Origin of the sequence: Streptomyces sp. CoH27 (genome assembly GCF_020181035.1) — a bacterium.
GTDB classification, from domain to species: Bacteria; Actinomycetota; Actinomycetes; order Streptomycetales; family Streptomycetaceae; genus Streptomyces; species Streptomyces camelliae.
On record NZ_JAIQYY010000022.1, the window covers coordinates 149225 to 174654 of the forward strand.

Genomic DNA, 25430 nt, shown 5'->3' on the forward strand with positions numbered 1-25430 from the left:
TCATGCTCGCACCGCCGCGAGGATCTGGCCGGGCGCGACCTGTTCGCCGGGCCTGACGTAGATCTCCAGCAGGGTTCCGGCGGCGGGGGTTTGTACCTTCGACTCCATTTTCATCGCCTCCAGGGAGAGGATCGGATCGCCGTCGGCCATGGTGGCGCCGGGTTCGGCGGTGATCTGCCAGACCGTGGCGGTGAACGGCGCGGTGACCGGGACCGCGCCGTCCGGGACGGTGACGGTGGCGGCGGCCGTCGCGGGTTCCGGGTCGTCGTCGCGGTCGAACTCGCCCGCGGCCCGCCAGCGCCGCTTCTCGGCCTCGAACGCGGCGCTCTGCCGCTGCCGGAAGGCCGCGATCGAGTCGGCCTCGGCGGCCAGGAAGGCGTGGTGCTCGGCGATCGAGAAGGTGCCTTCCTCGACCGGGAAGTCACCGCGGCCGGCGTCGGTCTCGGCGCGCAGTTCGAGCAGTTCCTCCGCCGTGACGGGATACCACTCGATGCGGTCGAAGAAGCGCAGCGCCCAGGGGGAGTCCTGGAACAGGCCACCCCTGCGGAATCGGTTCCAGACCTGCACGGTGCGGCCGACGAACTGGTATCCGCCGGGGCCCTCCATGCCGTAGACGCACAGGTAGGCGCCGCCGATGCCGACGGAGTTCTCCGCGGTCCAGGTGCGGGCCGGGTTGTACTTGGTGGTCACCAGGCGGTGGCGTGGGTCGAGCGGGGTGGCCACGGGGGCGCCGAGGTACACGTCGCCGAGCCCGAGCACCAGGTAGGAGGCGTCGAAGACGGTGCGGTAGACGTCGTCGGCGCTCTCCAGGCCATTGATACGGCGGATGAACTCGATGTTCCACGGGCACCAGGGGGCGTCGTCGCGCACCCCGGCCATGTACCGCTCGATGGCCAGCCGGGTCGCCGGGTCGTCCCAGCTGAGCGGCAGCCGCACCGTGCGGGAGGGCACCACCAGCTCGTTGCTGGGCGGGACCTCATCCTCCAGTTCGCGCAGCAGGGCCGTCAGGTCACGGGCCCGCAGCCGGCGGGCATCGGTGTGGATCTGGAGGGAACGGATGCCCGGGGTGACGTCCACGATGCCGTCGGGTGCATGCGCGGCCAGGGTCTCCTGCAGGGCGTGCACCCGCATGCGCAGACCGAGGTCGAGCACCATGGGACCGTACTCGACCAGGACGTTGTCGTCGCCGTCCCGGCGGTAGGTGACGGCCGGCCGGGCGTCGGTGGCCTCCAGACGGCCCAGCACGCCGTCGTCACCGTCACCGCCCGCGCTGGTCGGCGCGGGGGAGGCACGGCGGGCGTCGAGGCCGGCCGCGTCGGCTTCCTTGACCGGTACGAAGCGGACGGTGTCGCCCGGCCGGACCTGGCCGAGCTTCCACAGGTCACCGCTGGCGACCACGGCGGGGCACACGAACCCGCCGAGGGACGGCCCGTCGGGCCCCAGGACGATCGGGGTGTCCCCGGTGAAGTCCAACGCGCCCACCGCGTACGGGGTGTCGTGGATGTTGGAGGGGTGCAGTCCGGCCTCGCCGCCGTCCTGGCGAGCCCACCGGGGTTTCGGCCCGATCAGGCGGATGCCGGTGCGGGCGGAGTTGTGGTGTACCTGGTAGTCGGTGGCGTAGAGGGTGTCGATGTCCTCGCGGGTGAAGAACTCGGGTGCCGCGTGCGGGCCTTCGGTCACACCGATCCGCCAGTGCGAGACGATCGCGGGCCGCCGCCCGGCCGGGGTGGGGCGGCCGCCCGCGGCCCGGGCGGTCCCGGGCCGCAGGACGTCCCCGGCGCGCAGCGCCCGCCCGCCGTGCCCGCCGAAACCGCCGAGGGTGAACGTCGAGGCGCTGCCCAGGTACGCGGGTACGTCGATCCCGCCCCGGACGGCCAGGTAACTGCGCAGGCCGGGCCCCTGGCAGGGGCCGAGCACCAGGGTGGCGCCGGCCGACACCGGCACCGGTTCCCACCGGGCCGCCGGGGTGCCGTCCACCGTCACCGGGACAGGGGCGCCGGTGACGGCGACCACGGTGGCGTGCGAGAAGCGCAGGGTCAGCCCGCCCGCGGTGACCTCCAGGCCGGGCGCCGTCCGCGGGTTGCCGACGGCCAGGTTGGCCTCGGCGAACGAGACGGCGTCGAACGGCCCGCTCGGCGGCACGCCCACGTGCCAGTGGCCGAGCCGGCCGGGAAGGTCCTGCACGGTGGTCAGTGCCCCCGGCACCAGCACGTCGATGCGCGGCTCGGGGTCGCGGGCGGTGTCGAGCGTGCTGGTGCTGTGCACCGCCCCGCGCACCTCGCCCCGCACGGTCAGCTCGCGCAGCAGGCCCAGGTTGGTCACGATGCCGTCGACCCGGCTCGCGGCCAGGGCCCGGCCGAGCAGGTCGAACGCGGCGTCGCGGGTGGTGCCCTTGGCGATCACCTTGGCGAGCATGGGGTCGTAGTACGGCGACACCTCCAGGCCGGTCTCGGCGAAGCCGTCGACGCGGACGCCGGGCATGGCGTCCGCACCCTCGCCGGGGAAGACCGCCCGGGTGATCAGACCCGAGGAGGGCAGCGAGTCCTTGCCTGGGTCCTCGGCGTAGACGCGGGCCTCCACGGCGTGCCCGGCGGGTGCCCACTCCCGCTCGAACACGGCGTCGTCGACCTCGCCGTCCCGGGCCAGCAGCAGCATGAGTTCGACGAGGTCGACGCCGTACGCCTCCTCCGTCACCGGGTGTTCGACCTGGAGGCGGGTGTTGACCTCCAGGAAGGCGGCCTCCTCGCGCACCGGGTCGTAGACGAACTCCACGGTGCCCGCGCCCCGGTAGCCGACCGAGGCGAGCAGCCGGCGCGAGGAGTCGTGCAGCAGCGCGCGCACCCGCGCGGGCAGCGCCGGGGCGGGGGCCTCCTCGATCACCTTCTGGTTGCGGCGCTGCAACGAGCAGTCCCGGTCGCCGAGTACGGCGATCCGGCCGGTGCCGTCGCCGAAGACCTGCACTTCGACATGGCGGGCGGGGCGCACCAGGCGCTCCAGGAACACCCCGCCGGAGCCGAAGTTGGACTCCGCGAGCGCCGCGACGCGGGCGAACGCCTCGCGCACCTCGCCGGCCGTGGCGCAGGCCCGCATACCGATGCCGCCGCCGCCACCGGTGGCCTTGACCATCACGGGCAGCCCGATCGAGGAGGCCGCGGTGACGGCCTCCTCGGCACTCGCGAGCAGTTCCGTTCCGGCCAGCAGCGGCACTCCGGCCGCCTTCGCCAGGGCGCGCGCGGTGTGCTTCTCGCCGAAGGCGGTGATCTGGTCGGCGGTGGGCCCGGCGAACCTGAGGCCCGCCTCCTCCACGGCACGGGCGAAGGCGGTGTTCTCGGAGAGGAAGCCGTACCCGGGGTGGATGATGCCCGCGCCCCGGGCGAGAGCGGCCTCGATGATCGCCTCGCCGCGCAGGTACGACTCGCGGGCCGGCGCCGGTCCGAGGCGGACCGCGTGGTCGGCCTCGCGGACGTGCGGCGCGGCCCGGTCGGCGTCGGAGAAGACGGCGACGGTGGCGAGCCCCATCCTGCGGGCGGTACGGATCACGCGGCGGGCTATCTCACCGCGGTTGGCGACGAGTACGGCGGTGGGACGGGTCACGCGGCTCCCTCCGGAGTGCCGGCGGCCCGCGCGGAGCGTGCTTCGCCGGCCGCCGGTGCCGGGTCCACGACGAGCATCCGCAGCGGGGTCGGGTTGAAGTCGTTGCACGGGTTGTTCATCTGCGGGCAGTTGGACACCAGCACCAGGACGTCCGTCTCGGCGCGCACCGCGACCCGGCGGCCCGGCGCCGACATGCCGTCCACGATGCCCAGCGCGCCGTCCGCCTCGACGGGCACGTTCATGAACCAGTTGAGGTTGGAGACGAGGTCCCGCACCCCGAGACCGCGTCGGCCGGCCTCCGCGAGGAAGTTCTCCCGGCAGCCGTGCTGGAACATCACGTGGTGGCCGTAGCGCAGGGTGTTGGACTCTTTGCCGCAGGCGCCGCCGATGGTGTCCTGGCGGTCGATCTCGTCGGCGACGACGGTCATCAGCGGGCGGCCCTCGTTGCTGCGCAGCACGGTGCCGGTGCGCACATAGGCGGTGCCCTGCCAGGCCAGGGTGTCGGGGACGCTGTAGCGCTCCTCGGGATCGTCGGCGTCGTACAGGAGGCAGTCGGCCGACTGGTTGCCGCCGACATCGACGATCGTCAGGACGTGCCCCTTGCGTACCACCGCCGACCAGGGGGCGTTGGGGGCCACCGTCTCGTCGAGGACGACGGTGCCCTCGACCAGGCTCGCTCCCCGGTCCAGGCGGGAGTCCTCCGCGTACACCGCGCCGACCGGGACGGTGGAGGCGACGGTGCCGCCCGAGACGGTCGGGCAGGTGACCGGTGTGTTCCCGCTCGGTGTGGTCGCCATGTCACAGCCCCCGTGCTTCGCAGTAGTCGACGGTGTTCAGGTACGCCCGGTGCAGTTCCGGCGTGGCGGTGAAGCGCGGCTCGCCGGGGCCGGTCGGGGTGCCGCGCCAGGCGTGCACCCGCAGCGGGCCGACGACGTACTCCGGGCGCGGGTCCAGCGGGTGGACGACGTTGGCGACCAGCACCAACAGGGGCATTTCCGCGACGAGTTCGACATGTGTGCCCGGTCCGGCGCTGCCCTGCCAGCCGAGGGTGCCGTCCGCCTCGACGCGCACGCCCTGGAAGAAGGACACGCCGGGCGGCAGGTCGCGCCGGCCCAGACCGTGCTTGGCGGCCGCCTTGAGGAAGAGCCCACGCCCGGACGGAGACGGTCCCTCGGGCCGGGCGTCACCGTACTTGCGCTCGTTCCAGGCGTCGGTGGTGGTGCCGCAGAAGGCGTCGTGCCGGCCGGAGGAGTCGGCGCTGACGACGGCCAGGACCCGGCCGTCCCCGGACAGCAGTGGATGGTTCTCGCCCAGGTAGGCCTGCCAGGGCACCTTCTGGGTGTCGGCGACGTTGAGCCGCTCGACCGGTTCCAGGGCGTTGTAGAGCAGCAGGTGGGCGCAGGCGTCGCCGGTCGGGTCGTCGAACCGCAGCCGGGTGCCGCGGGCGAGCACCTTGTGCGTGTAGCCGCCGGGCGCCACCGTCTCCGCCCACACCAGGGTGGCCGGGTCCACCCCCGGCGGGCGGTGCGGGCTGCCGGACGCCGGAAGGTACGGCATCCACTCCCCGGACCGCCCGCCCTGGGCACGGGCGTCGCGCCGGGCGCTGCGGACACTGTCGGTCAGATGCAGATCACGGGCGCGGGCGGAAACCCGCCCGTCGGGGTGGCTGCCGTGCGGCGCGCCGGCCGTCGGACTCTGCGTGGTGGTCATGATGCTCCCGTCGTCCCTTCGTCGGTGCGTGGCCGGTGCCGCTGTCCGCGTCGCCGGACCCTCAGGCGGGCTCGGCGACGGCCGCGGCCTCGCGGGGCGGCTCGGCGTGCGTGTGCGGCACGTGCCGCAGCTCGATACGGCGGTGCAGCCGGCGGGCCAGGAAGTAGCCGGCACCGGCGGCGAGGCTGAGCCCGATGAACAGCAGGGCGCTCCAACGCAGCCACCAGGTACCGCCGGTGAGGTCGTAGATCTCCGCGCGCGGCCAGACCAGGTTGACGGTCATCCCGGCCTGGTAGAGCACCGCGACCGCGTTGACCGCCACTCCCCACCGGCCCAGCGAGAACAGGGGCCGCCCGGTCTCGTCGACGCCCGCCGGCAGCCCGCCGGCGGCCCGCTGCCGGATCCGGCCGACCAGCAGCGGCAGCGTCACACCGAGATAGGCCAGGTACAGCAGGGCGATGCAGAGGCTGGAGAGCGCGGTGAAGATCGCCGCCTGGCCGATGTTCACGAGGAGCGCGGCGGCGGCCGCGACACCCACCACGATCGACGTGGTGACCGGTGTGCCCGTGCGGGCCGAGACCTTCGCGAGGCGCCGGTGGAACGGAAGGGCGCCCTCGCGCGCCATGGAGTACATCATCCGCGCCCCGGAGGTCTGCACGGCCAGGGTGCAGGCGAACACCGCGACGGCCACACAGCACAGCAGCAGCCGGCCCACGACCGAGCCGAGCCGGTCGGTGAGCACCCAGGACAGTCCGCCCGCGGCCAGCTTCCCGTCGGTCAGGCTGCCCGCCGCCATCAGCCCCGACAGGATCAGCAGCGCCCCGCCGACGCCCGAGGTGATCAGGGCCCGCAGGATGGTACGGGGGGTGGTACGGCGCGGGCTGTGGGTCTCCTCCGCCAGCTCGCCCGCCGAGTCGAAGCCGACCATGACGTACGCAGCCATCAGGGAGGAGGCCAGAAAGGCCCCGGCATAGCCGCCGTGTCCGGCCCAGCCGGTGTGGTGGAGCACCACCCGAGGGCCCCGCTCGGGCAGGAAGAACAGCGCCAGCACGAGGGCGATCACGCCGATGATCTCGACGGTGACGCCGAAGCTGGTGGCGGCGGCCATCTGACGGATGCCCAGGATGTTCACCACCGTGGTGACCGCCAGCAGCAGACAGCCCAGCAGGACCGCGTTCCGCGCGCCGGTCGGGGAGCCGACCGACGGATCGGCGCCCGGTCCGCCGACGATCTGGAACCCCGACCAGATGCCCGGCAGGACCGCCTGCGCGGCGATCGCCGCCGCCGCGACGGTGAGGATCTGACCGATGACCATGATCCAGCCGACGAACCAGCCCGCCGTGGTGCCGGCCAGTCGGCTCGACCACTGGTAGATGGCCCCGGATATCGGCCAGCGTGCCGCCAGTTCGGCGAAACAGAGCGCGACCAGCAACTGCCCGGCGAAGACGAGCGGCCACGTCCAGAAGAACGATGCGCCGCCGAGGCCGAAGCCGAGCCCGAACAACTGGAAGACGGTGGTGAGGATCGACACGAAGGAGAAGCCGGCGGCGAAGGAGGCGAAGCCGCCCACTCCGCGGCGGAGTTCCTGCTGGTAGCCGAGGGGAGCGGTCCTGGTCGTGGCGCCGACGTGCGCACTGTGCCCGGGGGGAATCTGGGGCCGGCTCATCACCGCACCTCCGATCGGTCGACGAATACCTGTCGCTTGACAGGTATGGCGATCGTCGGCCGGACCTGTCTCCCGCCCGGGTCGCAGGGGTTAACTTCGTGTATCCGCAGCCACGAAGGGGCCCACTCCGGCCAGGGGTGGGCCCCTTCGTGGCTGCAGCGGCCCGGCGATCAGTAGCCGAACTGCTGGATCTGCCGGTCGCCCGGCCCGTACGTCCAGCCGGTCCTGGTCGCCGGATCCAGTTGCAGGGCGTTCTCCGCCCCGCCGCGTCCGGCGGCGGTGACCCCGGTCAGGGTGCGCAGCACCGTCCCGGTCGCGAGGTCCACCACCGCGAGCTGGCCGGTGGCGTTGTTGTCGGGCACCCACATGCCCGCCCCGACGTACGGCGTGCCCGCCGGTGTCGGGAACCAGACCACGGTGATCCGCTCGTCGACTGGGCCAAGTCCTTCCTCCACCTCACGGTCAAGACCGTGAGCAGGCCCAAGGATGCGCAGGGGTTCGTGGTCCCGCTGCCCAGGTGGGTGGTGGAGAGGTCACTCGCGTGGCTGCTTCACGCCATCGGCGGTGTTCTCACTTCGTCCGGATCAAGCAGATCCAGTATCAGCGTCTCCACCACTCAGGGGGAGGCCCCGGTTCTCATGGCGCGGGCGTGGACATCAACCACATCACCATGCGGCCGACGGGCGGCTGGGCTGATGCGGCGCCCTCCGCACGCCCATCCCGGCGCTTGCCCGGGCCGCAACCGCTGGGGCAACCGTCCCGCCCCCTGACGACGCCTTGGGTGATCCATCGCCGGCCGGTCCTGACCAACAGCCTCCCGGGGGGTTTGCCCCACCCCGCTCTCCTCACCCCGGTCGGGGGAGCAGCCTCATGGGCTCAAGGAGCCGGGAACGGAAGAGTGATGTCCTGTCAGCAGTCCTTTTCGAAAGAGCGGATCAGACGATGCCACTGAGTAGCCGACGAGACGTCTCCACCCCATCCACCCGCCCCTTCCGGTCCCCTCGCCGCAGCCGCGCTCGTGCGGCCTTGGTCGCCGCGGTCTGCCTGTCCGTCGCGGCCGGCACCGCGGCCCCGGCCCTGGCCACCGGGCCGGCGCGCGTCGCGGGACCGCAGCGCGGCACGCTGGTCTCCGCCGTCGAACTGGAGGGCATGGACGTCGCCCAGGCCACCGCGTACGTCAAGGACATCGGCTTTGTGGCCCCGGACGCCGCGAAGAACGGTGTCGACGTCTACCGCATCACCTACCGGACGATCACTGCGACCGGTCGGCCGACCATCGCCAGCGGCTTGGTCACGCTTCCGCGTGCCGCTTCCGGCCACGGTCCTCGACGGCTCAGTACCGTCTCGTACACCCATGGCACCCTGGCCTACCGGGGCGGCGCCGGGTCGGTCGCCGACGGTGCGGACCGTGCGGTGACGGTGATGTTCGCCGGCGCGGGTTTCGCCGCCGTCGCCCCGGATTACCTGGGCCTGGGACTCGGCACCGGGCCGCACCCCTACATGGACATCGGTTCGGAGACCACGGCCTCGGTCGACATGCTGAAGGCCGCACGCGCCTTCGAGGCCGAGAAGGGGGTGATCGCGGACGGAAAGGTCATGGTCACCGGCTTCTCCCAGGGCGCTGCCGCCGCGATGGGCCTGGGCCGGGCCCTGCAGCGCGAGGCCGTCCCGGGCCTGCGACTGACGGCGCTGGCCCCCGTGAGCGGACCGTACGACCTCAGCGGCGCCGAGATCCCCGCCGCCTTCGACGGCCGGCTGGCACCGCGGACCGCGACCTTTTACCTCGCCTATGTGATCACCGCCTGGAACCGGCTGCACCCCCTCTACAGCTCGGCCGACGAGGCCTTCCGGGCTCCTTACGCGAACACCGTGCCCGCCCTCTTCGACGGCAGCCACCCCGAGGAGGAGATCGCGGCCGGGCTCCCGGGCACCCCGGAGGAACTGCTCACCCCGCGGTTCATCGAGCGCCTGAAGCACCCCAGGGGGGTGCTCGCACGCATCCTGCGCACCGATGACGCCGTGTGCACCGACTGGGCTCCGCACGCCCCCGTCCGCCTCTACGACGGCAACCTGGACACTGACGTCGCCCTCGCCAACACGCTGTCCTGCCAACATGCTCTGGCGGCCAACGGAGTCGACGCGCCGGTCGTCAACGCCGGAAACGTCGACCACACGGGCTCGGCGCTGGTCTCGTACCCGAAGATCCTGCAGTGGTTCAGGGGGTTGGCGAACCGCCGGTGAACCGGGACCGGGCGGCCCTGTCGGCTGCATGGCCGCCGCCGTCTGTTGCGCAGGCCGCGGCGGTCGGCCGACCTCCTGCCCGCGCCCGCAGCCGCGAACTCGCCTCCGGCAAGAAAGACTGACCCGACGCCGGGGCGAAGGGTCAGCCAGCCACCCGCCCCCGTACACGTACGAGCCCGCCCAGGCAGTGCGCTGCCTGGGCGAACGGGTCCAGACGGGCCAACCGCCAGCTGACGAGAGCCTTGAACCAGCGCGAATGACCTCATGGCCATCCAAGGGACAGCCCCAGTGTCACGTGCAGCAAGGTCGAGAAACGGGCCCCGTACGTCGCGTTGACCCCGGAGAATGCACGTGTCTTGCAGAGCGCGAACTCAGCTGCTGCGAGAGCCGACTTGCAGCCGCCCGTCCCAGCCGCCCTGACTCAGCCCGGCACATCGTGAGGCACGATGAGATCGCCGAGTTCCTCACCAGCAACAGCATCCCGGCGGTCGCCGCGTGAGCGCGCTGGTCACGCCCGAGACCTCGGTCCGCAAACAACGAGATACTCCTGGCCTGCTGGAACAACAGCACTACCTCGGCGACTGGCCAGCCGGTGAGCGCATTGCCGAGCATGGCCTGGTGAACGCCGTTGCCTTCGAGGCGGCCGCCATCCGAAAACGTGTCAACGACTGGCCCGAAGGCAGGGTGTGTCAATTTGACGGCCCTGTCTCACATTCGGTGGTGACTGAACCGTTCCGACTTCTTTGCCGCTGAGTTGTGAGCCAGCAGAGAGCGTGGGACACGTGCCCAAGAAGGTTGACGCAGCCCTTCGTAGCCAGGCCGTGCGGCTCGTGACAGAGCACCGTTCGGAGTACTCCTCGGAGCGCGCACTGCACGTCCAGGTCGCCGAATCGCTCGGTGTCTCCCGGGAGTCCGTGCGGCGCTGGGTGATGCAGCACGAAATCGACGCAGGCCAGGTCTCGGGCGTGAGCACGGACGAGCGCGAGGAGCTGCGCAGGCTGCGGGCGGAGAACAAGGGCCTTCGCGAGGTCAACGAGGTGCTGAAGTCCGCGACGATTTTCTTCGCGGGGGAGCCCGACCCCCGAAACCGCACGAGGGTGCGCACGTGCACGTGCGGCGTCGGCCGAACGCCAACCGGGCGTGGTCGACGTCGAAACGGGAGTGGGTGCAGCCGCTGGACGTCCTCGTGGTACAGGCGTTCGAGTGGGAGGTTGGAGAGCTGCGCCGCTCGGGCGGCAAGCCCCCCAACTGCTGCAGAAAGGATCGATCAGGACCTCGGACCACGACATGCTGTGAAGTCGCTGCGTGTACCGGGGGCGCGTCCTGCTGCCACTGCTGGACCAGGAGCCATGGCGTCAGGATCGCCGCCGAGAGCGGCTGCACTCCTGGGGCATTGACGTGGCGGTGGGGCAACGGCTCATGAAGGTCTTCGCGTCCTTGGCCGCTCACGCTGTCGCGGTGGACGCTTCCTTGTCCGCTTCAGAGTTCGAGACCCTGCCCCTCAGCGTCGTGGCCGACGCGGCGACCGGCAAGCAAGACTTCGAACTACTCGCTGGCCTCCCGGACGCTGACGACCGCGACGACGTTGCAGTCAAGGTTTCCCGCTTGTACGCCGATACTGACCTCTGCTCGTCAGGGTGAACCGTGGTGAAGTTCCCGAGGGAATGTCGTGCTGTCGGCGCCTCATACCACCTTGTTCGTGCGGGACCGTCACTCGCCTGGGGAATGTGCGGCATTCACGGGCGAAGCGGGCTCTTTCTGCGTGTAAGCGAAGTCGGCTGGGGCCAGGACCCCCTCCTTGACGGCTTGGAGACCGTTCAGCCCCTGGCGTGAACCGGTTCGAGGGGACCGTCCGGGGTCGGCTCAACGGGTCACTGGAAAAGGGCCGGTGTGCCCGGTGTCGGGAGACTCGATACATGATGGCCCCGTACAGGGCGAACACCTTGCTGCGGTTCTGCCCTTCGAAGGTGACGTGGAGGGTGGCCAGGAACTGCGGGATCATGATGGCCGCTCCCACACCCTGGAGGGCGCGGGCCCCGATCAGCACGCCCGGCCCGGCGGCGAGGCCGCACATCAGCGAGGCCGTGGTGAAGATGACGGTGCCGATGAGCAGGATCTTTCGCCGGCCGTAGAGGTCGCCGAGGCGACCGCCGGTGATCAGCCCGACGGCGATGGGCAGTGAGTAGGTGGTGGTCAACAGGGAGAAGCCGGTCAGGTAGCTGTGCAGCGCGGCCTGTACGGGCGCGGGCACTTGCACGGGCGCGTGCTCCAGCGCGTCCCAGCCGCTGCAGCGCCAGTCCAGCGCCCCGTCGGGGGCGGTCACCCGCTGGGCGAAGACCCGCTCGCCGACCACGGTGACGCGTACGTCGGCGGCCTTGGGAATCTCGGCCTGGAACAGGTGCGCGGTCACAGTCAGGGAGTGCTCGGCGGCGAACTTGGCCGCGGCCTCGGAGTCGTTGGTCACGTTCGGAACGGAGATCTTGCGGTCTTGGGCCTGCATTGCGGCTTTCGCTGCGATGTATATCGCATCGCGAGCAACGCCCTCGGAGGCCCGAGCGAGTTCACCGAAGGCGGGCTCGGACGAAACTCCGGCGCCGGCCTGGCAGGGTCAGGTGCCGGCGCTCAACGCGGGCTGCGACGGCTCCGGTAGGCCGCGACGCTGGCCCGGTGTGAGCAGGTTCGGGTGCAGTACTGCTTCGAGCCGTTGCGCGAGAGGTCCACGAAAGTGGCCCGGCAGGTCGGCCCGGCACATACGCCGAGACGAGCGGGACCGAGCGTGGCGATCACGGAGGCCAGTGCGCTGAGCGTAGTCGCGGCAAGGTGCGCCGAGCAGCGGTCGGTGTCGGAGGTCACCTCGGTCCACCAGCGGTCGTCCTCGTGGCGCAGTACCGGGGTGGCGCGGCTGCGACGCAGACCGTCGTTGATCAGAGCCGCAGCTTCGACCGCGTCCGCGTTGGCCCGTTCGAGCACCTGACGCACCGTCTCGCGCAACGCGCGGACTTCCGCCAGGTCGGCGCGGGTGAGATGCCGCGGACCGGTCCCTTGGTTCGCGGCCGAACTCGGAGGCTCAGCCGCGGGATGGTCGTCGAGGAAGCCCCGGAGCTGCTCCACGGTCTCAAGCGCGTCCTCTCCCTTGACCGGCCTCAAGGTGTTGGCCAGGTCGACGGCCGTCTGGACCACCAATGGGCTGTAATACGCATCCCGCATTTGACGTGTCTCCGCACTGCCTCGTAATGTTACACGCAAAGGAGCTTTAGCATGTCACAGCATGCTCGGCGGAGGACGACGCCGCAGACGATCCCGTCCGGAGGGGCCCCGGCACCGGAGCGAGTCGACGCCCCGGACGGGCGTCGACTGGCGCTGACTTTGGGGATGCTGGTGCTGCCGATGTACGTGGCACTGGGAGCGCCGTCGGTGGCCCTGCCGGCCATCGGCCGCGCACTCGCGGTGCCGTTCGGGGCCACCGCATGGATTCTCGCCGCCTGGTCCCTGACCTCCGCGCTCGCGATGCCGGTCGCGGGCCGGCTGCTGGTCCGCTGGAGCCCCTTCCAGGTCCTCGTCGCCGGGGTCGTGACGCTCGCCGCGGGCTCCGCGCTCGCCGGAGCCGGGCCGACACTGTCCGTCGTGATCGTCGGCCGACTGATCGGCGGCGCCGGGGCGGGTGCGACCGTGATCGCCGTCTTTGCCGCGGCCACCGCCCTTCCCGAGCCGCAACGGATCCGCGCCCTGGGAATCATCGCGGCCGCCAGCGCGACGGCGTCGGGGTGCGGGACGCTGTTGGGCGGGGCGGTGACCGCATGGCTCGGGTGGCGTGCCGTGCTCGCGATCCCGGCCCTCGCCCTACCCTTCCTGCTGGCCGCATTACCGAGTAGGCGCGCGCTGGCGCGGAGCAGTAGCGGCGAGCGAAACGGCTCGACCGGGCGACTCGATATCGTCGGCGCGGCCGTGCTGTCGGTACTCGCCGGCTCCTTGATCACGTTGCTGCAGGCACACTCGGTCGGCCTGCCCGCTCCGGTCACGCTCGTCGTGGCCGCCGCCGGGGCGCTCGCCGCCGTGGGACTGTGGTGGCGCGTGCGAAGCACGCCCGACGGGTTCGTGCCCCGACGGGTGATCGCATCCCGCGACTTCCTGGCGGCCGGGCTCATCGGCGGGACCGTCTTCGCCGGCTACTACGGGGCGCTGTTCCGCGCCCCGTCCCTGATCGAGCAGGCCACGGGCGGCGGCCCCCTGGAAGCCGGCGTGCTCTTGGTCCCGGCCGCGGCCTGCTCGGTGCTGGCCGGGCAGCTGGTCGGCACCTTGACCGACCGGTTCACCGGCTGGCAGGTGTCGGCCGGGCTTGCGGCACTCACCGTCATCGGTGTGCTCGTGGTCGCGGTCTCCACCGGGCCGGTCCCGATCGTCCTCGGCACGGCGTTGACCGTGTGCGGGTTCGCCGGTGCCCAAGCCGTACTGGTGAGCCTCGCGCCGGACCTGGTCGCCGCGGAGGACCGAGACATCGCACAGGGTCTGCTCAACTTCATGAACGCCCTGGGTGGCGGGATCGGTCCGGCCGCTGTCGCGGGTCTGTCCGGCATCGTGCCGGTGCCGGTGGCCCTCGCCGTGCTCGCGGCACTCCCCCTGTCCGGACTCGTCCTCAGCCTGACCCGGCACCCTACCGCCGACCGCCGCCCTGAACCCGGTACCACGCGTGGGAGCCCGCGCTGACAGTCCACCTGCAACTGATCCGACAACGCCTCGACCAGCAAGGAGCTTCCCAATGCTGATGTCAAGCGGCTGCCGTGACAGGTGGTGTTGCTTGATAGCACGCTCCGTCACGGATCNCAAGGAGCTTCCCAATGCTGATGTCAAGCGGCTGCCGTGACAGGTGGTGTTGCTTGATAGCACGCTCCGTCACGGATCATTGCCCACAGGACATTGACGCGGCGGCGGGCGAGCGCCAGCAGCGCCTGCTTATGCCCCTTGCCTTCGGCGCGTTTGCGCGCGTAGTACGTCTTGGAGGCTGGGCAGCTCTTCAGGCTGGAGAGCGCGGAGAGATACATCGCGTTGAGCAGGCCGCGGTGGAAGCGGCGCGGTCTTCGGAGGTTGCCGCTGACGCGGCCGGAGTCACGTGGGGCAGGCGCCAGGCCGGCGAAGCTGGCGAGCCGGTCGCCGCTGCCGAAGGCGTCCATGTCACCGCCGGTGGCCGCGATGAACACGGCGCCCATCAGCTTGCCCATGCCGGGCAGGCTGAGGATCACCTCGGCGTGCGGGTACTCGCGAAACCGGGTCTCGATGAGCGCGTCGACTTCTGCGACTTCCTCATCGAGGGCCATCACCCCCTTCGCAAGCCGCAGCGCCATCGCAGCGGCCAGCTTCTCGCCGGGGAGGGCCGGGTGCTGGGCCTCGGCCGCCTCCACGACCGTTCTGGCGAGCGTGGCGGCTCCGCGCACCTTGCGGTTTCGCAGCCACGTCTCGATGCGCTTGGCTCCGCTGCGGCGGATCGCGGCGGGCGTCTGGTAGCCCGTCAGCAGCATGACCGGGCCCTTGTTGGTCAGGTCCAAAGACCGTTCCAACGCTGGGAAAATCTCCAGCAGTTGGGCGCGGAGTCGGTTGATCTGGCGGGTGCGGTCGGCCACCAGGTCGGCCCTGCGCGTGGTCAGGATGCGCAGGTCGACGGCGACCTCGTCGCCCGGGCGCAGCAGACCGAGGTCGCGGCGCATGCGGGCCTGGTCGGCAATGACGAAGGCGTCCTTGGCGTCTGTCTTGCCCTCGCCCCGATAGGAGGCGGAGGCGCGGTGCACGGTCAGGCCGGTGATGTAGACCATCGGCTGGTTGTGGCCGATCAGCAGTCCGATCAGCAGGGCGGCACCGCCGCCGTTCAGGTCGACCGCCCACAACGCATCTTCGTCGAGGGCCAGGACGTCGCCGATCAGCTCCAGCAGGGCCGATTCGTCGTTCAGGACCCGGCGCGACAGCAACCGTTCACCGTCCGCGTTGATCACCACGCAGTGGTGATGCTCCTTGCCGATGTCCACTCCGGCCCATATCCGGGGCACGGCCACCTCCGCCAGCTCATCGCGTGTTCACAGCCCAGCAGACGACCTCGCCGACGTTGCCCTACGCAGCGATCGAGTCGCATCTCCCAATTGGCGGTCGAGTCGTCGCGGGGCTCCGGGTGGCCAAGCTCCTTGAGCCATCAAGCGGTCTCCCCACCATCTGCCATGCCCAGAGCCCCTGGGTCCCGCTGATCTTACGAATGATCATTTCGAACCCATCAGAAAGGTAGGGCCNCCATCTGCCATGCCCAGAGCCCCTGGGTCCCGCTGATCTTACGAATGATCATTTCGAACCCATCAGAAAGGTAGGGCCCCTGCCATGACCTTCACCGAGGCTTCGATGGACGCCCTGCGGGAAGCCGGCGACGAACTCGCCGACGCCACCGTCACCGCCCTCTTCGCGCGCGGGGAGGGCGGCACCTTCAACACGCTGATGCGGTACGTCTCCACGGCCGGTGCTCCGCTGCCCGACGGGCTGCCCGATGCGGCCCGTGAGTACCTCCAGGCGACAAACGTGCCGCCGGCCTGGGTGGACTGGGGCGAGATGGAGAAGGCGCGGCTGTTCTTCATCGACAACAACGTGCACATCTCCACGGCGCTGTCCTTCGCCTCCATGCCGGCCTGCTACGTGGTCCCGCACGTGGCGAAGCTGCTGTCGGCCACGCACTCACTGAAGTACCCCGCCAAGCGGATGGCGGAGACCGGCCAGTTCACGGTCCACCTGATGCAGCCCGATGCCTTCGAGGCGGGCAGCCGCTTCATCCCCGCCGCCCAGAAGGTACGGCTGCTGCACGCGTCCATCCGGCACCACCTGACACGCGAGGACCGCTGGGACACCGCGTCACTGGGCACGCCGATCTGCCAGGAGGACATGATCGGCGGGCAGATGTTCTTCTCGCTGCTGGTCCTCGACAGCCTGCACCGGCTGGGCATCCACCTGACCACGGAGGGGGCGGAGGCCTACTACTACGCCTGGCGGGTGGTCGGCGCCATGCTCGGCGTGGACCAGGATGCCGTGCCGAAGACCCTGGAGGAGGCACGAAGCTTCCTCGACCTGTACATGATCCGCCACATGGGCCCCTCCGAGGAGGGCACGGAGCTGACCCGGCAGCTCATCGACCTCTACGAGGAGGTCGTGCCCGGCACCCTCTTCGACCCGATCGTCTCCGCCCTCGTCCGCCATCTGGTCGGCGACACCTGCGCCGACTGGCTCCAGGTGCCCCGCACCCGCTGGGACACCCTGGTCAAGGCCGTCCCGCACCTCCTCGGGGTCCTGGAGACCATCGAGGACCGCTCCCCGCTCGGCGCCTGGGCCCTGGACCGGCTCGGCCATCTCACGACGGTCTTCGAGCTGTCGTCCCTCACCCGGGGGCGCGTGATGCACTACGCCATCCCCGAGCACCTGAAGAAGGACTACGGCGTCACCGGCGCGGTGCCTCGCACCAGGCGCTGGACCCCGCCCGCCGCCACGGTCATCCCGTGATCCCCTTCGGCCGGACGCCGTAGGCCCCTGCTTCCGGTGGCGTACGGCGGGTGTCTTCGGCCGGACGACGACCGTGCGGGCCGCTCCGGCGAGCCTTGGCCCATGAAGATTCCGCGCTCCGTCGACCGCCTCTGTCATGTGACGGGGCTGCTCCTGGCCCTGTCCGGTCTCGTACACCTGGTGGTGTTCGCGGCCGACGGCGGCCCCTGGTACGGCCCGGTCTCCTGGCGCAAGCCGTTCACGTTCGGGCTCTCCTTCGGGCTGACGCTGATCGCGATCACCTGGGTCACGTCGTACGTGCGGGTCGGAGCGCGGCCCCAGGCGGTCCTGTTGCTCGTCTTCGCCGCCGACTGCGTGGTGGAGGTCGGCGGGATCTCCCTGCAGGCGTGGCGCCGGGTTCCCTCGCATCTGAACATGGAGACGCCCTTCGACACCGCGGTGTCCATGATGCTCGCGGTGGGCGGCGCCGTCCTGGTGGCCGTCCTCACGGTCTTCGCCGTCGCGTCGTTCCGGCACCGGCCGACCGGCCCCGCGGGCATGCCGCTCGCGGTCCGCTCCGGGTTCGCCGTGCTGCTGGTGGGGCTGGCCTCGGGCGCGGCGATGATCGCGCGCGGGGTCGTGCTGACCCGGACCGGCCACCAGGAGGCCGCCTACCACTCCACGGCCCCGCTCAAGCCCCTGCACGGTGTCAGCCTGCACGCCGTCCTCGTCCTGCCGCTGCTGGCCTGGCTGCTGTCCCGCTCGTCCTGGAGCGAACGCACGCCGGCGGGTCGTGGCCACAGCGGTCGGCTGTTACGCCGCTGCCGTCGCCAGTGCGGGCGTGTGGGCGGTGCTGACGTACTGAACCGGCCCGGAGGTCACGCCGTTTCCTCCGCCTCGGGCTCTCCGGCCTGCGGCCGGCGTATTCGGGCGAGCATCCTGGGACGGCCCGGCCCCCTGCCCCGGTGCCCCTGCACCCGGGGGTCGTCCGTGACGGCGTACCGCTTCACATAGGCGCCCAGGAAGGCCTGGAGGGTGGCCACTGCCGGAATGGCGATCAGCGCGCCGACGGCGCCGAGCAGTGCGGTGCCCGCGATGACCGAGCCGAAGGCGACCGCCGGGTGGATGTCGACGGTCCTGGCGGTCAGCTTGGGCTGGAGCATGTAGTTCTCGACCTGCTGGTAGGCCACGACGAAGGCCAGCACCCACACCGCGTACCAGGGGTCGACGGTGAACGCGATCAGCATCGGCAGCGCGCCCGCGAGATACGTCCCGATGGTGGGGATGAACTGCGAGACGAGGCCCACCCAGACACCGAGCACAGGCGCGTACGGCACGCCGAGGGCTTGGAGCAGGATGTAGTGGGCGATACCGGAGATGAGCGCCATCAGGCCGCGCGAGTAGAGGTAGCCGCCCGTCTTGTCGACGGCGATCTCCCAGGCGCGCAGCACCTCGGCCTGGCGCGCGGGTGGCAGCACGGAGCACAGCGCGCGGCGCAGCCGGGGTCCGTCGGCGGCGAAGTAGAACGAGAACAGGCCCACCGTCAGCAGCTGGAACAGTCCGCCGAGCACCTGCTGGGACACATCGAGGACACCGGCCGCGCTGTTCTGCGCGTACGTGCGCAGCCAGTCCGAGTGGAGCAGACCCTCCTGGACGTCCACGCGCTTGAGGTCGGTGTGGAAGGAGTCGTTGATCCACCTGATGAGCGAGTCAAGGTAGCCCGGGAAGCCCTCGACCATCTTGATGATCTGACCGGCCAGCATGGATCCGAGCAAGGTGATGAACCCTGCGGCGGCGATCGTCAGCACCAGGAAGACCAGGAAGGTGGCCAGGCCCCGGCGCATGCCCCGGGCGGCCATCCGGCTCACCGCGGGCTCGATCGCGAGGGCCAGGAAGAACGCGATCAACACGTTGATCAACAGTCCGGTCAGCTGGTGGAAGGCCCACGTGCCGAGCTGGAACACGGCGATCAGCGCGAGGGCGAGCACCATGGCGCGCGGCAGCCAGCGCGGCATGCGGCCGCCCGGGACGACGGTGCTCCGGACCGGGGGCCGGTCGGGCGTCGTCGCACCGGTGGATGCCGTGCGCTGGGTCACGGGCTCGGTTTCCTCATCAGTGGGTGCCACGGGCCAAGTCTCGCCGACGCCACCGACAACCGGCGCCGACCTGCGATTTCGTGACCGATCGGGGCCGTACCGCAGCCACTCCCCCTGACGATCGGGGCATATCGGAAGGCGGGAGGGTGGGCAGGTCGGCGGGTCAGCGCCGCTCGCCCGGCACGTCCATGACGGTGCAGACCACGCGCCACACGTCCTTCGCGTCCCAGCCGGAGTCCAGCGCCTCGTTCACCGTGCGCCCGCCCAGCTCCGACATGACGTGATCGCGCGCGAAGGTGTCGGCGTACCCCGGACCGAAGTGTTCCGCCATCCGCTGCCAGAAGACCGTCAACCGCATGCCACCAGTATCCCGCCCCTGGGGGTGGGCCCCGGCCGGGACCGCTTGCCGAGACCGCTTTCCGTCCTACGGTCTGACCCATGGCCGACACCGGAGTTTCCTCGCTCCCTTCCACGCCCCAGGCGCGCTCCCCGCTCTTCCGCGCCGAACAGTTCGTATGGCTCACCGCGCGCGTGCTGGAGCAGCGCCTCTTCGCCCACCACTTCCTGCACGGCACCCCGGACGCGGTGGAGACAGCGCTGGACGCCTACCGTAACGACGACGGCGGGTACGGGCACGCGCTGGACCCCGATCTGCGCGGACCCGTGAGCCAGCCCCTGCACACCGCGCACGCGCTGCGTGTCCTGGACGCCATCGGGCGCTGCGGCGGGCAGCGGGTGGAGCGCGTGTGCCGCTATCTCACCTCGGTCTCCACCGCGGACGGTGCCCTGCCAGCGGTCCATCCCGGCCAGCGCGGCTATCCGGTGGCCCCGTTCGTGCCGGTCGTCGACCACCCGCCCAGCGACCTGCTCGCCACCGGACCGGTGGTCGGGCTGCTGCACCGCAACCAGGTATGGCACGCCTGGCTGTTCCGGGCCACCGACTTCTGCTGGCAGGCCGTCGACTCCCTGGAGAAGTCCCACCCCTGTGAGGTGGAGGCCGCCGTGGCCTTCCTGGACTCCGCGCCCGACCGCCCGCGCGCGGAGGCCGCGGCCGACCGGCTGGGCCGCATGGTGCGCGAACAACGGCTCGCGGCACTGGACCCGGACCGGCTCGACAGGTACCCGGTCGCACCGGGCTATGCCCCGACCGAGCACCACTTCCCGCACGACTTCGCCCGAAGCCCGGACTCACTCGCGCGCGCGTGGTTCACGGACGCCGAGATGGCCCGCTCCCTGGACCACCTGACGTCCGCACAGCAGGACGACGGCGGCTGGCCCGCCCGAGGGCGCCAGTGGTCACCAGCTCCCACCCTGGAGTCACGCCCCCTGGAGACGATCGCGGCCCTGCGCACACTCAGGTCGTACGGCCGCTTCATGGGCTGAGCCGACGCCTCGCGCCGAACCCGGCCAGGGATGCCGGGCGGGCCGGTCCACCGCATGGGCCGAACCCGGCCGTGGTCGACGACAACGCCGGCAGCACGGCAGCACCGGCCCCGGCCACCTCCTCACCCCCGGGCCACCCCTCAGCCGCACCCCGCCACACGACGTTTTCCCAGGTCAGCGCGATTGTCAGTGGTCGGGTGCAGGATGGACGCATGGTCAGCTCCGCACACCGAGCCCTCAACGGCTTCTCCCCCGCGACCCGCGGCTGGTTCACGGGGGCGTTCTCCGCGCCCACCGCGGCCCAGGCGGGTGCGTGGCAGGCCATCGGGGCGGGTTCGGACGTGCTGGTGGTGGCCCCGACCGGATCGGGCAAGACGCTGGCCGCGTTCCTCGCCGCCCTGGACCAGCTGGCCTCGACCCCGCCCCCGGCCGACCCGAAGAAGCGCTGCCGGGTGCTGTACGTGTCACCGCTGAAGGCCCTCGCGGTCGACGTCGAGCGCAATCTGCGCAGCCCGCTGACCGGCATCCGCCAGGAGTCCGTGCGGCTGGGCCTGCCCGAGCCGGAGGTCAGGGTCGGCATCCGCTCCGGCGACACCCCGGCCGCCGAGCGCCGCGCGCTGTCCACGCGCCCGCCGGACATCCTGATCACCACCCCCGAGTCGCTGTTCCTGATGCTGACCTCAGCCACGCGCGACGCGCTCACGGGCGTCGAGACGGTGATCCTGGACGAGGTGCACGCGGTCGCGGGCACCAAGCGCGGCGCTCACCTCGCGCTCTCCCTGGAGCGGCTGGACGAGCTGCTGCCGAGGCCGGCCCGCCGGATCGGCCTGTCGGCGACCGTACGGCCGGTGGACGAGGTGGCCCGCTATCTCTCGCCGCGCCGCAAGGTGGAGATCGTCCAGCCGGAGTCCGGCAAGGAGTTCGACCTCTCGGTGGTCGTGCCCGTCCAGGACCTGGGCGAGCTGGGCGGCTCCCCGGCGGCCGACGCCGCGGAAGGCGGCGAGAAGCCGTCGATCTGGCCGCATGTAGAGGAGCGGATCGCCGACCTCGTCCAGGCCCACCGCTCCACGATCGTGTTCGCCAACTCGCGGCGCCTCGCGGAGCGCCTGTGCAACCGGCTGAACGAGATCGCGTACGAGCGCGCGACCGGCGAGACCCTGGCGGAGCATCACGCCCCCGCACAGCTGATGGGCGGCTCGGGCGCGGCCCAGGGCGCGCCCCCGGTGATCGCCCGCGCGCACCACGGCTCGGTCTCCAAGGAGCAGCGCGCCCTGGTCGAGGAGGACCTGAAGGCCGGACGCCTGCCGGCGGTGGTCGCCACCTCCAGTCTGGAGCTCGGTATCGACATGGGCGCGGTGGATCTCGTCGTCCAGGTCGAGTCCCCGCCCTCGGTCGCCTCCGGCCTCCAGCGCGTCGGCCGCGCGGGACACCAGGTGGGCGCCGTATCCACCGGTGTCGTCTTCCCCAAGTACCGCGGCGACCTCGTCCAGGCCGCCGTGGTCACCGAGCGGATGCGCACAGGCTCGATCGAGTCCCTGAGGGTCCCCGCGAACCCACTGGACGTGCTCGCCCAGCAGCTGGTCGCGATGACGGCGCTGGACACCTGGCAGTTCGACGACCTGCTCGCCCTGGCCCGCCGCGCGGCACCCTTCGCGTCGCTGCCGGAGTCGGCGTTCACGGCGGTCCTCGACATGCTCGCGGGCCGCTATCCGTCCGACGCGTTCGCGGAGCTGCGCCCGCGCGTGGTGTGGGACCGCGTGACCGGCGAGATCACCGGCCGTCCAGGCGCCCAGCGCCTCGCCGTCACCTCCGGCGGCACGATCCCCGACCGGGGTCTGTTCGGGGTCTTCCTCGCCGGTTCCGATCCCAAGAAGGGCGGCGGCCGGGTCGGCGAACTGGACGAGGAGATGGTGTACGAGTCCCGGGTGGGCGACGTCTTCACCCTGGGCACCAGCTCCTGGCGCATCGAGGACATCACGCGCGACCGCGTCCTGGTCTCCCCCGCACCCGGCGTACCCGGCCGCCTCCCCTTCTGGAAGGGCGACCAGCTCGGCCGCCCGCTCGAACTGGGCCGCGCGGTGGGCGCGTTCCTGCGCGAGGTCGGCTCGCTGCCCAAGGACGACGCCCGGCCGCGCCTGCTGGCGGCGGGCCTGGACGCCTGGGCGGCGGACAACGTGCTGTCGTACCTGGACGAGCAGCGCGAGGCCTGCGGCCATGTCCCGGACGACCGCACGATCGTCGTGGAGCGCTTCCGCGACGAGCTGGGCGACTGGCGGGTCGTCGTCCACTCCCCCTTCGGCGCCCAGGTCCACGCGCCGTGGGCGCTCGCCCTCGGCGCCCGCCTGTCCGAGCGGTACGGCATGGACGCGCAGGTCATGCACGCCGACGACGGCATCGTGCTGCGCCTGCCCGACGCCGACCTGATGGGCCTGGACCTGCTCGACCAGGAGCCCATGAAGGCCGGTACGGAGTACGACAGCGAGCAGGCGCCGGTAGGCGCGGCGGACGTCGCCTTCGACAAGGGCGAGGTCGACCAGATCGTCACTGACCAGGTGGGCGGCTCGGCCCTGTTCGCCTCCCGGTTCCGCGAGTGCGCCGCGCGCGCGTTGCTTCTGCCGCGCCGCAACCCCGGCAAGCGCACCCCGCTGTGGCAGCAGCGCCAGCGCGCGGCCCAACTGCTCCAAGTGGCGAGCGAGTTCGGCTCGTTCCCGATCGTCCTGGAGGCGGTCCGCGAGTGCCTCCAGGACGTCTTCGACGTCCCTGGACTCGTGGAGCTGATGGGCGACATCGAGTCCCGCAAGGTGCGCCTGGTCGAGGTCACCACCCCGGAGCCGTCCCCCTTCGCCCGCTCCCTCCTGTTCGGGTACGTCGCCCAGTTCCTGTACGAGGGTGACTCCCCGCTCGCCGAGCGCCGTGCCGCCGCGCTGTCCCTGGACTCCCGGCTGCTGGCTGAGCTGCTGGGCCAGGCCGAGCTGCGCGAGCTGCTCGACGCCGAGGTGCTGACCGAGCTGGAGCGCGAGCTGCAGTGGCTGACCGAGGACCGCCGAGTCAAGGACGTGGAGGGTGTCGCCGACGTGCTGCGGCTGCTCGGTCCGCTGACCGACGCCGAGCTGGTCGCGCGGGGCGCGGATCCGCACTGGGCGCGCGAGCTGGCCGGGGCCCGCCGGGCCATCAAGGTCCGCATCGCGGGCGCCGACCACTGGGCGGCGATCGAGGACGCGGGCAGGCTGCGGGACGCGCTCGGCACGGCGCTTCCGGTCGGCGTGCCCGAGGCCTTCACCGAGCCGGTCAAGGACCCACTCGGCGACCTCCTCGCCCGCTATGCGCGTACGCACGGCCCGTTCACGTCGGCCACGGCGGCGGCCCGCTTCGGTCTGGGCGTCGCGGTCACCGAGGGCGCGCTGCACCGGCTCGCGGCGGGCGGCCGGGTGGTCCAGGGCGAGTTCCATCCGGCGGGCATCGGCCAGGAGTGGTGCGACGCGGCCGTACTGCGCCGCCTGCGCCGCCGTTCCCTGGCCGCGCTGCGGCATGAGCTGGAGCCCGTCCCGCCGGCCGCGCTCGCCCAGTTCCTGCCGCAGTGGCAGCACATCGGCAAGGGCCACGGGCTGCGCGGAATCGACGGGCTGGTGCGCGCCGTAGAGCAGTTGCAGGGTGCCTCCGTGCCCGCCTCCGCGCTGGAGAAGCTGGTCCTGCCCTCCCGGGTGGCGAACTACACGCCCGCGATGCTCGACGAGCTGACCGCGGCCGGTGAGGTGGTGTGGGCCGGTGCGGGCGCCCTGCCCGGCAAGGACGGCTGGGTCTCCCTCTATCTGGCGGACGCCGCCCCCCTGCTCCTCCCGCCGCCCCACCTCCTGGAGCTGACCGCACTGCACCAGTCCGTCCTGGACGCGCTCTCCGGCGGCTACGGCCTGTTTTTCCGTCAGATCGCCGACCAGGTACGGGCCACCACTCACCCCGACGTCACCGATCCTCATCTGGCCGACGCGCTGTGGGACCTGGCCTGGTCGGGCCGGCTCACCAACGACACCCTCGCCCCGATGCGCTCCCTGCTCGGCTCGGGCCGTACGGCGGGCTCGACCGCGCACCGCGCCAAACGGTCGGTCCCGCGCGGGCGTTACGGCTCCCTGACGGCCGCCGCCCGCTCCGCCTCCCGTACGGGCCCGCCCACCGTCGCAGGCCGCTGGTCGCTGCTGCCCGGGGCCGAACCAGACACCACGGTGCGCGCCCACGCGCTGGCCCGCACCCTGCTGGACCGGCACGGTGTGGTCACACGCGGGGCGGTCGCGGCGGAGGGCGTGGAGGGCGGCTTCTCGGCGGTGTACCGGGTGCTGTCGGCCTTCGAGGAGAGCGGCCAGGCACGGCGCGGCTATGTGGTCGAGGGGCTGGGCGCGGCCCAGTTCGCCATGGACGGCGCGGTGGACCGCCTCCGCGCGGTGGCGGGCGTCCGCGACCGCGGCGAGGGCCTGGCCGCCCCGGCCCACCAGAACGCCTTCATCACCCCGGGCACCGGTTTCGCCGACCCGGCGTTCCCGACCGGCTTCGACGGTGCGCCTCACGCCCACCCCCTCCCCGGCGCCTTCGACGGTTCGGACGGCGGTTTCGCCCACCCCGGCCTGGACGGCGACTTCACCTGGCCACCGGAAGACCCCCCGCCCGCCCCCGGCGAGTATGTCTCCCCCCGTGACCTGGCCGACCCCTTCGCCTCCCCCGGCTACGGCGGCCCCCGAGGCGGCGGCACCGCCTACGGCACGTCCGCCGGCCGGGGCTACGGCAGCGGTCGTTCGGGCCCGTCGGTGCCCGACCCGCGTGCCGTGGTCCTCGCCGCGGCCGATCCCGCCAACGCTTACGGCGCGGCCCTCGGCTGGCCGGAGTCGCCCACCGGCGCCGGGCACAAGCCGGGCCGCAAGGCGGGCTCGCTGGTCGTGCTGGTGGAGGGCGAGCTGACGCTGTACATGGAGCGTGGCGGCAAGACCCTGCTGGCCTGGCCCGCCGCCCCCGACGTCCCGGCCCCGGAGGACCCCCGGCTCCGTACGGCGGCCGAGGCTCTGGCCGCGGCGGCCCGCGCGGGTTCGCTCGGCACGGTCACGGTCGAGCGGATCAACGGTGCCCAGGCCCTGACCTCACCCATAGGCACCCTTCTGGAGGCCGCGGGCTTCGTGGCCACACCGCGCGGCCTGCGCCTGAGAGCGTGACCTCGGCCGCGCACCCGCCCCACCCCAGCGCGGAATCCTCGCCTCACCCCA

General features: G+C 71.9%; 17 protein-coding genes and 2 pseudogenes. 9 read left to right on the forward strand and 10 right to left on the reverse strand.

Going from position 1 to position 25430, the window contains the following annotated elements; translation table 11 throughout:
- The 5 genes from uca to LE548_RS33050 all read right to left on the reverse strand — a co-directional run bounded on the left by uca (position 1) and on the right by LE548_RS33050 (position 7425).
- The gene (gene uca / locus LE548_RS33030) at positions 1-3594 is read right to left on the reverse strand and encodes an urea carboxylase (protein ID WP_225100685.1); all 3594 of its coding nucleotides are present in this window, start codon (positions 3592-3594) and stop codon (positions 1-3) included.
- Positions 3591-4391, reverse strand: coding sequence for an urea amidolyase associated protein UAAP2 (locus LE548_RS33035; protein WP_308030887.1), 801 nt, complete (start codon positions 4389-4391; stop codon positions 3591-3593). Before LE548_RS33035 ends, uca begins: the two co-directional genes overlap by 4 nt.
- A gap of 1 nt (position 4392) precedes the next feature.
- Positions 4393-5304, reverse strand: coding sequence for an urea amidolyase associated protein UAAP1 (locus LE548_RS33040; protein ID WP_225100686.1), 912 nt, complete (start codon positions 5302-5304; stop codon positions 4393-4395).
- Positions 5305-5365: 61 nt separating this feature from the next.
- Positions 5366-6970 carry an amino acid permease gene (locus LE548_RS33045; RefSeq protein ID WP_225100687.1) on the reverse strand — a complete coding sequence of 535 codons (1605 nt, stop codon included), beginning with the start codon at positions 6968-6970 and terminating at the stop codon, positions 5366-5368.
- Between the two features lie 170 nt (positions 6971-7140).
- Positions 7141-7425, reverse strand: coding sequence for a hypothetical protein (locus LE548_RS33050; protein ID WP_225100721.1), 285 nt, complete (start codon positions 7423-7425; stop codon positions 7141-7143).
- On the opposite strand from LE548_RS33050, the pseudogene LE548_RS33055 reads away from it, so the two are divergent.
- From LE548_RS33055 to LE548_RS46670, 4 genes and pseudogenes are all read left to right on the forward strand, one after another.
- Positions 7396-7527 (forward strand): annotated as a pseudogene (locus tag LE548_RS33055) (IS5/IS1182 family transposase); the annotation flags it as partial. The gene LE548_RS33050 and the pseudogene LE548_RS33055 sit on opposite strands and share 30 nt — an antisense overlap.
- A 469-nt stretch (positions 7528-7996) precedes the next feature.
- On the forward strand, positions 7997-9211 hold the full coding sequence (locus tag LE548_RS33060; RefSeq protein ID WP_225100688.1) for a lipase family protein: 1215 nt from the start codon (positions 7997-7999) through the stop codon (positions 9209-9211).
- A gap of 495 nt (positions 9212-9706) precedes the next feature.
- Positions 9707-9964 (forward strand): hypothetical protein, encoded by a 258-nt coding sequence (locus LE548_RS33065; protein WP_225100689.1) that lies wholly within the window; start codon positions 9707-9709, stop codon positions 9962-9964.
- Positions 9965-10041: 77 nt separating this feature from the next.
- On the forward strand, positions 10042-10608 hold the full coding sequence (locus LE548_RS46670) for a transposase (protein WP_374116206.1): 567 nt from the start codon (positions 10042-10044) through the stop codon (positions 10606-10608).
- Positions 10609-10802: 194 nt separating this feature from the next.
- Here LE548_RS46670 and LE548_RS33070 read toward each other — a convergent pair whose 3' ends face one another.
- Both LE548_RS33070 and LE548_RS33075 read right to left on the reverse strand, forming a co-directional pair.
- A complete protein-coding gene (locus tag LE548_RS33070; RefSeq protein WP_225100690.1) occupies positions 10803-11675 on the reverse strand; it encodes an MFS transporter in 873 nt (290 codons plus the stop codon).
- 158 nt (positions 11676-11833) lie between these two features.
- Positions 11834-12418, reverse strand: a complete 585-nt coding sequence (locus LE548_RS33075) for an ABATE domain-containing protein (protein ID WP_225100691.1) — start codon at positions 12416-12418, stop codon at positions 11834-11836.
- A 51-nt stretch (positions 12419-12469) separates the two neighbouring features.
- Between LE548_RS33075 and LE548_RS33080 the strand changes: the two genes are divergently transcribed.
- Positions 12470-13915, forward strand: coding sequence for an MFS transporter (locus LE548_RS33080; RefSeq protein ID WP_225100692.1), 1446 nt, complete (start codon positions 12470-12472; stop codon positions 13913-13915).
- A 140-nt stretch (positions 13916-14055) separates the two neighbouring features.
- On the opposite strand, the gene LE548_RS33085 is transcribed toward LE548_RS33080, so the two are convergent.
- Complete coding sequence (locus LE548_RS33085) at positions 14056-15252, reverse strand: IS110 family transposase (RefSeq protein WP_225100693.1); 1197 nt, start codon at positions 15250-15252, stop codon at positions 14056-14058.
- Between the two features lie 313 nt (positions 15253-15565).
- Between LE548_RS33085 and LE548_RS33090 the strand changes: the two genes are divergently transcribed.
- Both LE548_RS33090 and LE548_RS33095 read left to right on the forward strand, forming a co-directional pair.
- On the forward strand, positions 15566-16729 hold the full coding sequence (locus LE548_RS33090; RefSeq protein WP_225100694.1) for an oxygenase MpaB family protein: 1164 nt from the start codon (positions 15566-15568) through the stop codon (positions 16727-16729).
- A gap of 102 nt (positions 16730-16831) precedes the next feature.
- Positions 16832-17573: pseudogene (locus LE548_RS33095) on the forward strand (hypothetical protein).
- A 13-nt stretch (positions 17574-17586) separates the two neighbouring features.
- Here LE548_RS33095 and LE548_RS33100 read toward each other — a convergent pair.
- Both LE548_RS33100 and LE548_RS33105 read right to left on the reverse strand, forming a co-directional pair.
- Positions 17587-18834, reverse strand: a complete 1248-nt coding sequence (locus LE548_RS33100; RefSeq protein ID WP_225100695.1) for an AI-2E family transporter — start codon at positions 18832-18834, stop codon at positions 17587-17589.
- 133 nt (positions 18835-18967) lie between these two features.
- On the reverse strand, positions 18968-19162 hold the full coding sequence (locus LE548_RS33105; protein WP_225100696.1) for a DUF3046 domain-containing protein: 195 nt from the start codon (positions 19160-19162) through the stop codon (positions 18968-18970).
- 80 nt (positions 19163-19242) lie between these two features.
- On the opposite strand from LE548_RS33105, the gene LE548_RS33110 reads away from it, so the two are divergent.
- Positions 19243-20187, forward strand: coding sequence for a hypothetical protein (locus tag LE548_RS33110; RefSeq protein ID WP_225100697.1), 945 nt, complete (start codon positions 19243-19245; stop codon positions 20185-20187).
- Positions 20188-20399: 212 nt separating this feature from the next.
- A complete protein-coding gene (locus LE548_RS33115; RefSeq protein ID WP_225100698.1) occupies positions 20400-25379 on the forward strand; it encodes an ATP-dependent helicase in 4980 nt (1659 codons plus the stop codon).
- Positions 25380-25430: the final 51 nt, after the last annotated feature.

Bases quoted from the DNA above. Each gene is read 5' to 3' on its own strand.
- LE548_RS33040 (WP_225100686.1), bottom strand. From the start codon at position 5,304: ATGACCACCACGCAGAGTCCGACGGCCGGCGCGCCGCACGGCAGCCAC.
- LE548_RS33075 (WP_225100691.1), bottom strand. From the start codon at position 12,418: ATGCGGGATGCGTATTACAGCCCATTGGTGGTCCAGACGGCCGTCGAC.
- LE548_RS33045 (WP_225100687.1), bottom strand. From the start codon at position 6,970: ATGAGCCGGCCCCAGATTCCCCCCGGGCACAGTGCGCACGTCGGCGCC.
- LE548_RS33110 (WP_225100697.1), top strand. From the start codon at position 19,243: ATGGCCGACACCGGAGTTTCCTCGCTCCCTTCCACGCCCCAGGCGCGC.
- LE548_RS33115 (WP_225100698.1), top strand. From the start codon at position 20,400: ATGGTCAGCTCCGCACACCGAGCCCTCAACGGCTTCTCCCCCGCGACC.
- LE548_RS33035 (WP_308030887.1), bottom strand. From the start codon at position 4,391: ATGGCGACCACACCGAGCGGGAACACACCGGTCACCTGCCCGACCGTC.
- LE548_RS33090 (WP_225100694.1), top strand. From the start codon at position 15,566: ATGACCTTCACCGAGGCTTCGATGGACGCCCTGCGGGAAGCCGGCGAC.
- LE548_RS33080 (WP_225100692.1), top strand. From the start codon at position 12,470: ATGTCACAGCATGCTCGGCGGAGGACGACGCCGCAGACGATCCCGTCC.
- LE548_RS33105 (WP_225100696.1), bottom strand. From the start codon at position 19,162: ATGCGGTTGACGGTCTTCTGGCAGCGGATGGCGGAACACTTCGGTCCG.